This window comes from Bradyrhizobium sp. MOS001, assembly GCF_004634465.1.
GTDB classification, from domain to species: Bacteria; Pseudomonadota; Alphaproteobacteria; order Rhizobiales; family Xanthobacteraceae; genus Bradyrhizobium; species Bradyrhizobium barranii.
This window is the reverse complement of sequence record NZ_SPVJ01000097.1, coordinates 1-7,598: the sequence shown is the minus strand read 5'-3', so window position 1 is coordinate 7,598 and position 7,598 is coordinate 1. Positions and strand designations below refer to the sequence as shown.

General features: G+C 57.6%; 8 protein-coding genes. All 8 read right to left on the bottom strand.

Annotated features, from left to right (window positions below):
- Positions 1-463: 463 nt before the first annotated feature.
- Entirely contained in the window at positions 464-1,417 is a 954-nt protein-coding gene (locus CT676_RS42445) for an ABC transporter substrate-binding protein (protein ID WP_135217221.1), read from the bottom strand.
- 252 nt (positions 1,418-1,669) lie between these two features.
- Positions 1,670-2,050 (bottom strand): DUF4440 domain-containing protein, encoded by a 381-nt coding sequence (locus CT676_RS42440; RefSeq protein WP_049808026.1) that lies wholly within the window; start codon positions 2,048-2,050, stop codon positions 1,670-1,672.
- Between the two features lie 28 nt (positions 2,051-2,078).
- Complete coding sequence (locus tag CT676_RS42435; protein WP_244623515.1) at positions 2,079-3,164, bottom strand: response regulator; 1,086 nt, start codon at positions 3,162-3,164, stop codon at positions 2,079-2,081.
- A gap of 57 nt (positions 3,165-3,221) precedes the next feature.
- Positions 3,222-3,587 carry a response regulator gene (locus CT676_RS42430; RefSeq protein WP_028154221.1) on the bottom strand — a complete coding sequence of 122 codons (366 nt, stop codon included), beginning with the start codon at positions 3,585-3,587 and terminating at the stop codon, positions 3,222-3,224.
- Positions 3,584-5,215, bottom strand: coding sequence for an ATP-binding protein (locus CT676_RS42425; RefSeq protein ID WP_085401433.1), 1,632 nt, complete (start codon positions 5,213-5,215; stop codon positions 3,584-3,586). Before CT676_RS42425 ends, CT676_RS42430 begins: the two co-directional genes overlap by 4 nt.
- Positions 5,163-6,176 (bottom strand): ABC transporter substrate-binding protein, encoded by a 1,014-nt coding sequence (locus CT676_RS42420; protein ID WP_135217219.1) that lies wholly within the window; start codon positions 6,174-6,176, stop codon positions 5,163-5,165. Before CT676_RS42420 ends, CT676_RS42425 begins: the two co-directional genes overlap by 53 nt.
- Positions 6,177-6,206: 30 nt before the next feature.
- On the bottom strand, positions 6,207-7,232 hold the full coding sequence (locus tag CT676_RS42415; RefSeq protein WP_135217218.1) for an ABC transporter substrate-binding protein: 1,026 nt from the start codon (positions 7,230-7,232) through the stop codon (positions 6,207-6,209).
- 169 nt (positions 7,233-7,401) lie between these two features.
- On the bottom strand, positions 7,402-7,598 hold a 197-nt coding region (locus CT676_RS44955), incomplete at its 5' end, for a hypothetical protein (protein WP_205124638.1).

Here is a 7,598-nt window from a genome sequence, read left to right as displayed (position 1 = left end):
CACTATGCACTGTGTCCATTCTAAGCCTAACGGTCCGAACAAACCGCAGACTCGCAGATCACCCCGTCATCCGGTAGGTGGCCGCTGAACAGCGCTTACGAATCTTCAGGAAGACTGAACGTATTGTTACGCGGCCATCACGGCCTCGTGAAAACGCTTCATTGCCGCGCTTTATGTATCCGGAAGGATGATGAAGCTCTCGGGCCGCGCGGGCCGCCAACCTTTCGGAATAGCGGCCAGAGTCCGGTGCCGGTCAATCGCGTCGGTTTGACGCTCGGTTGCAAACTTCCGGTATGCCCCTATGAACCGACATTTGGCTACACCGCATCAACAGAAGCGAGGGGCCACTTGCAGACTCATGCAATGCAGCAAACAGCATCGTTTTACTCAATCACCTTGTCGGCGCGCACCAACAAAACCTCCGGAACCATCACACCCATCGCCTTAGCGGTCTTGAGGTTGATTACCAGCTCGAATTTCGTCGGCTGTTCGACCGGCAGATCGGCAGGCATCGTGCCGCGCAAAAGACTCGCCGCGAATCGGGCAGTAAGTCTGCCAAGTGATCGGAGGATGGACCGTAGCCGATAAAGCCACCTTGCTCGGCCCACACTCCCCACTGATACATGGTTGGAAGGCGCAGTGCTGCAACTCGTTCCATAATCAGTGGACCATTGCCGTCGAGCATCCCGGAATAAAGAACATTCAGCGCCGTGGCCCCCGATGCCTGTGCCTTATCGATAGTCGCTGCAATCTCCTCAGCTCTCGTTACGCGATAGATTGAAAGCTCAACGTTGCGTGTGCGCGCCGCCTCTTGCAGGGCGCGAACCTTTGCCTCGCCTCGCAACCACTTCACCACGCGTTCAAACCAAAGGTCGTCGGCGAGAGCCGCCATGCGGCGAATCCCGGGCACGGCTTCGATCAGGAGGTCCTGCCGTAGGCCGTCAAGCTCAGGGGCAAAAATGCTGATCCCCGTGATATTGCCATCGGGCCGGGCGAACGATTTTACCAATCCCTCCCCGACCATGCCGCCTGTGATCCCAACGATGGGAATGCTCTTGGTTGCCCGCTGTACGGCGTTAACTGCCTCGGGTCCAGCAGCATAGATGACATCGGGTTGGGCTATGACCAGCTCCGCCGCAAGTTGCGAAATCAGATCGATCTGAGATGCAAAGGCGCGGTAATCAATCCTGAGGTTTTGGCCGTCAATGAAACCAGCGCGCCGTAGACGTACGTTAAATTGGATATCGCGAGGATGCGGAGACAAGCAACCCAGGCGATAGGTCCGTCCCGCTTTTTGGGCCAACGCTGCGAGCGGCAACGCCACCATCGTACCGCCGGCAAGCGTTATGAACTCGCGCCGTCGCATCGCGTCGCCCTCAAGGCCGAGCGACAGTCTAAAATATGCTTCAAATCCCATCGGTACTGTGCATCACAGCAATATGCGCGCGGATGTCGCAGCTGGTCAAAAGCAGCGGTCAGCTTCTCAGTCGGGAGGCGTCAGGCTTCCTTCAGACAGCAGACGTGGCAATGGCTTCAGTGGCGTTCAGCTCAGGACCACTAGGCGACATCTCATCTCATCGACTAGTCAGGGCCGCGCGAGCGAACTCGTAGCAAGTCTTATCGTGAAAGCCGTGTTACGCATTGGATCGCGCCGATACTCCGTCCGCCTCTAGCTCGTCGGCATGCTATTCCAGATGTCGCGATGCAGGTGCCACCGGCCATCCCTTTGGAGCCAAACAACGAGGTACTTTACCTTAGCCTGTCCAGAGCTGAGCTTCAGGTCGGCCTCGCCAATCTCGTAAGCGGTGTCGCCGGCAACCTCGAGGTCGATCGTCTTGAGAGTGACGTCTATCAGACCGAGCGCGTCTGCCGCCGTCCGCCAAAATTCCTCGATCGGCTTTCTCCCCGAAACAATCGGCGCATCGGGCGGCAGAACCTTGGCGTCCTCGGTATAGAACGCAGCCATACCGGCATAGTCCTTGCTGGCGGCGGCTACACCAAACCTGCGATTTGCCTCATCGACTACCTGTCGAACCTGATCAGAGTTCATGACGATCCTCCAGCTCTAACAATGTTACTCAAATCGTCTCAACTACGTTGTAGGCGGTGATAGGACGATGCAAGCCCTTGAGCATGAGTTCGCCTACCGTCTGTGTCGTGGCTCTGTCGTCGATCGCCGCGCGCACCTTGCTATCGATCAAAATCTGGCCGTCGCGCGCCTCCGCGCACAGCCGGGCCGCGAGATTGACCACCGTCCCAATCGCGCTGTACTCGCAGCGGCCCTCGAAACCGATAGGGCCGAGCGTCGCATATCCGTGTGCGATGCCAATCCCGAAACCAAGCTCGTGGCTTTCCCGCCGCCATTTGCTGGACAATTCAGATAGACGGCTCCGCATCGCGGCCGCCATTTGCACAGCCCGTACGCACGGATCGGGACAAGGGATCGGATCTCCGAAGATGACCATGATTCCATCCCCCATAAATCTCTCCAACGTGCCTTCAAATTCATGGACTACAGAGCCCAGGGCAGTGTGATACTCTCTCATAACGGCCATCACCTCCTCGGGCTCAGCAACTTCTGAGAAAGCGGTAAATCCTCGCAAGTCACAGAAGACTATCGTCACTTGTCTGCGGTGTGTCTCCAGGGATTCATTTGGCGAAGAAGAAAGGATGAGTTCTGCGATCTGCGGGGAAAGAAAACGCTTCAAACGGCTAACACGTTCGATTTGCGCTACCTGTTCGGCGACACGCTGCTCAAGCGTTCTATTCCACGATGCGAGCTCGGCGGCCTGGGCCTCCGCTCGATCGTGCAGTTCTTTGATGCGGAGCATGGAGTGCACGCGGGCAACCAGCGCTGCATGGTCGACAGGTTTGGTCAGATACTCGTCGGCGCCTGCGTTAAGTCCTGCGACGACATCCTGCGAGTCGGTTCGCGCCGTCACCATGATGATTGGGACAAATCCAAGTGTCGTATCGGCCTTCAGCCGCCGGCAGACCTCGAAGCCATCGATCTTCGGCATCATGACGTCGAGGAGGACAACGTCCGGCGCGATTTCACGCACGATCGCGAGAGTCTTCTCGCCATCTTCGGCCTCCATGGTCTTATAGCCTTCGGCATCGAGGCGCGCGGTAAGAAGGCAGCGATTCGTTTCGTTGTCATCCACGATCAAGATTCGGGGTGGGACATGCATCTCTGCTCCACGTCAGTACGCGCTAGAATCTCATGTTAAGTATCGGTTGATCGTCTCGAGTAGCTTTCGTGCGCTGTAGGGCTTTGCGACATAGGCATCGCAGCCGGCCGTACGCGCCTTTTCCTCGTCGCCGCCAAGCGCGTAGGAAGTGACGACGATGATTGGAATATGGCGGAGATCTGACTGCGCTTTTATCCGCCGTGTCGCCTCGTATCCGTCTAGAATAGGCAGTTGAATATCCATCAGGATCAGGTCCGGGCTTTGGGTGCGCGCCGCCACGAGCGCTTCTTCGCCGTCGTGCGCCTCGATCATTTCGTAACCGACGCTTGCAAGCAGATCGCGCAAAATCTGACGATTGTCCTCCTGATCTTCGACCACCAGTACGCGCTTGCTCATGTCTGCATCGCCTGCTGCTCGAGCCGGGCCGGCACCAGAAAAGAGAATCTCGCGCCATGGCCGAGGCGGGATTCTATCCAGATCCGTCCACCATGCATCTCCACGATGCGCTTGACTATGGCGAGGCCCAATCCCGCGCCTCCCTTTGACTTGGTGATCGAGTTATCTACCTGCTGGAATTCCTGAAAAATTCTGGCCTGGTCCACTTCGTCGATGCCCGGTCCCGTATCCTGAACGGAAAATACGTAGGAATCCTCCCGCGCTTCTACCTCTATCCGGACCTCTCCGGCGTCGGTGAATTTGATCGCGTTACCCACGAGATTGAACAGGGCCTGAGCGAGCCTGCGTTCATCTCCTCGCGCCGGCGGCAAGCCTGGCGGCACAGCAATTCTTAAACTCAGTTTCTTGTCCGCGGCGAGCGACTCAACGGAGGTATGCACAACGTCTACCAATTCCTCGACCGAGTAGTCGGTCAGAGAAAGTCGAAGCTGTCCGGCTTCAATCTTGGAGAGGTCGAGGACGTCGTTGATGAGCCCGAGGAGATGTCTGCCGTTCCGTTGGATGCGTTCGACGGCGGATCGCATTCTCTCCGGAGGATCGCCGTATATGCCGTCGAGCATGAGCTCCGAAAAGCCGAGCACCGCGTTCAATGGCGTCCGCAATTCATGACTCATGTTGGCGAGGAATTGCGATTTGTGACGGCTGGCCTCCTCAAGACGTCGGTAGAGCTGCTGCAACTCTTCGCAGGTCGAATTCACATGCGCCGCAAGCTCCCCGAGTTCGTCACGATTGGGGACCTCTATACGCTGGGCGAAATCACCAGCCGCTATCCGATTCAGCCCGTGGTGAATGATGCGGACCGGTTCGATCACAGACCGGGAGATCGCATGTCCCAGGACCAGCGTAAGCACAAAGCTTGCGAGCGCGACCGCAGTGACAAGTATCTGGGATTTGGTGTAAGTTCGTCGGCTCGCATCTATGCCGGCCACCATGTCCGCTTCAGCCCGGTTGACCAATTGATTGGTCAGTCGTTCGAGCTTGTCCGCGAGAGGCCCGAGTTCCGCGAGTTCGCTCTGTTTGGCCTCAGCTGCTCGTCCGCCGCGGATGAGATCGACGATGTGTGAAACTACGGCAATGAAACGCGCATATTCTTCGCGCACTTGGTTGAGCAGCGTCACCTCGTCCTTTGCGACGAACGAGACGCGGTCAAGGTCGTAACCAAACTGGTTGATCTGCCGCAGCACAACGGCCAATGTCGCTTCGTTCGGAAAGGCGAGCGCGGTGGATACGCCATAAAGCTGTCGAAGCGTATTATGCTGCATCTGCCGATATGCCTCGATCTTCTGCTGCAGGCCAACGACCTGATTCGCCCGCTGGTCCGCTTCGCGTAGCGATAGAAGACCGATTACACCAACCGAGATCAAGAGCATCTCGATGACGAAGAAGGCCATCAGCAATTTCGTACGCAACGACGGTCGAAACTCAAAGCCGGGAAGACCGTTCTTCACCGCCGCGCCGTTTTCACTTTCTCGCGACGTTGCAGGGAGCGGGCGCTGACCAAGAAACGACGTCGAATCAGCTCCCAAGTTCACGTCGAACCTCGTTGAGGAATCGCCAGTCTGCTGCATCCGCGATAATCTTTGCAGGATTCGATTTGAGCATCCTCGCCTCTCGCAGGCGAAGCGCGTAAAAACGGATTGTGTCTTCAGGATCGTATTCGCGCCAGCGGTTGTACGGCACATCCTCAAGAGTCTGAACCGCATAGTCGTGGCGCGGCGTGAAGCCCCCATCTACCATCCGCTGCGAGACAAAGGCTGGCGCGCTTACGCACAAGTCCGTCGCCCGGAGCATGGCGCGAACTACACGTTTGGTGGCAATGGGATTCTTTCGGACGAACTCGCGATTACCCGCCAGCATGCAGCAATAATACTGCGACCATGGGCGATCCTGCGCACTGTTGACGATGACATGACCAATGTTTTGCGCGCGCAAACGCTGAGGTTCTGGGGGAAATCCGAGGAAGGCGTCGATCTTGCCCTCCGCAAACAATTCGATCGGTTTGACCTTCGCGCTCGTCACCCATTCGATATCCTTGGCGGGATCGAGTCCGACAAGCGTCGCCATCGCACTGATGAAAACGTGCGGGCTACTGCCAAGCCCCTGCTGGCCGACGGTTCGGCCCTTCAAATCGGCAACGCTGCGTATGCCCTCCTTGGCAAATAACTCGAAGCAGCCGACATGAACCCCGGCCAAAATAGTAACGGTCGCGCCCCGATCGATCTCGAGAAGAAGCGGACCGGAGAAATGCAGGGTGAAGTCAATGTCGCCCTTCGCGATTGCTTTGGTTTGCTCCACGCCGGCGTCAGATTCAACGTAAACGACGTCTGCGAATCCCTCGGCATTTAAGAGGTCGCTCACCACGTACTGCGGAGCGATACAAATGCTCGGGTTCTTTGCAAGGCGGATTGTCGTGGTCTCTGGCGGCGCTTTAGCCTCTTCCGCCCTCAGCCGCGCTGCCACGCCCCCAAACAGGGCAGTGGAAGCGGCGCAGGCCCCAGCCAACAGCAAGTCGCGACGATTTGTATGCATCGGGACCTCCTCGAAAGCGCTTTAGATGAATCAGCCTCCCAGTTCACGTCGAACCCCATTGAGGAACCGCCAGTCGGCTCCATCCGCAATGAGTTTCGCAGGGCTTGATTTAATCATCCCAGCTTCGCGCAAACGAAGCGCGTAAAATCGGATTGTGTCCTCAGGATCGTACTCGCGCCAGCGGTTGTACGGCACGTCCGCAAGAGTCTGAACCGCGTAGTCCAGACGAGGCGCGAAACCCCTATCCACCATCCGCTGTGAGACAAAGGCCGGCGCGCTCACGCACAAATCGGTGGCTCGGAGCATGGCGCGCACCACGCGCTTGGTGGCGATGGGATTCTTTCGAACGAATTCGCGATTGCCCGCCAGCATACAGCAAAAATACTGCGACCATGGGCGATCTTGCGCACTGTTGACGATGACACGACCGATGTTTTGCGCGCGCAAGCGCTGAGGTTCTGGGGGAAATCCGAGGAAGGCGTCGATCTTGCCCTCCGCAAACAATTCGATCGGTCTGACCTTCGCGCTCGTCACCCATTCGATATCGTTGGCGGGATCGAGCCCAACAAGTGTTGCCATCGCGCTCAAAAATACATGCGGGGGTGACTCAAGCGATTGGATGCCGACGGTTCGACCCTTCAAGTCGGCGACGCTACGTATGCCCTCCCTGGCGAAGAGCTCGAAGCAGCCGACGTGGATCCCGGCCAGAATGGTAGTGCTCAAGCCTCGATCGATCTCAAGAAGGAGTGGACCAGAGAAATTCAGGACGAAGTCGACATCGCTATTTTTCCAGATAGCTTTGTCTTGTGCAGGGCCGCTACCAACGAATCCGGTTTCGACGTGAACGACGTTTGCGAATCCCTCGGCATTCAGCAGATCGCTTACTACGTACACAGGCGCGATGCAGAGGCTTGGGCTCTTCGCGAGGCGGATGGTATTGGTTTCTGGCGGGGGGGCGGTTTCTTCGGCCTTGAGCCGAGCGGCGGCACTCCAGAATAGAGCTGCGGAAGCGGCGTAGGCTCCGGAGAATAGAAAATCGCGACGGTTCGCAAGCATTGGAACCTCCTCGAACCACCACTGTGATAACCGCGGGGGCGTCGGGGCGATGTGATTTGCGTGGGGCAAAATGGCCCCGCTGGGCACAAAGATAGCATGGTAAAGATGTGCTGGATATGACCGGGCGTCTGACGTTTCCTGGTACTCGGATAATCTTTAAGCGGTGATGTCATGGGAGGCGCGTTCGGCTGCCATGGTCGGCTAATGGGATGGTCCGGCCGTGCTCCTGCCCCGCCAGCGATAAGCTGGCCAGGGGCGCCAAGACAAGGAGCACGCCATGTCCCAGACACTCAATACCGCGATCGCCGTGATCGGCATCGATATCGGCAAAAACTCGTTCCATGTCGTGGGCCACGATGCGCGCGG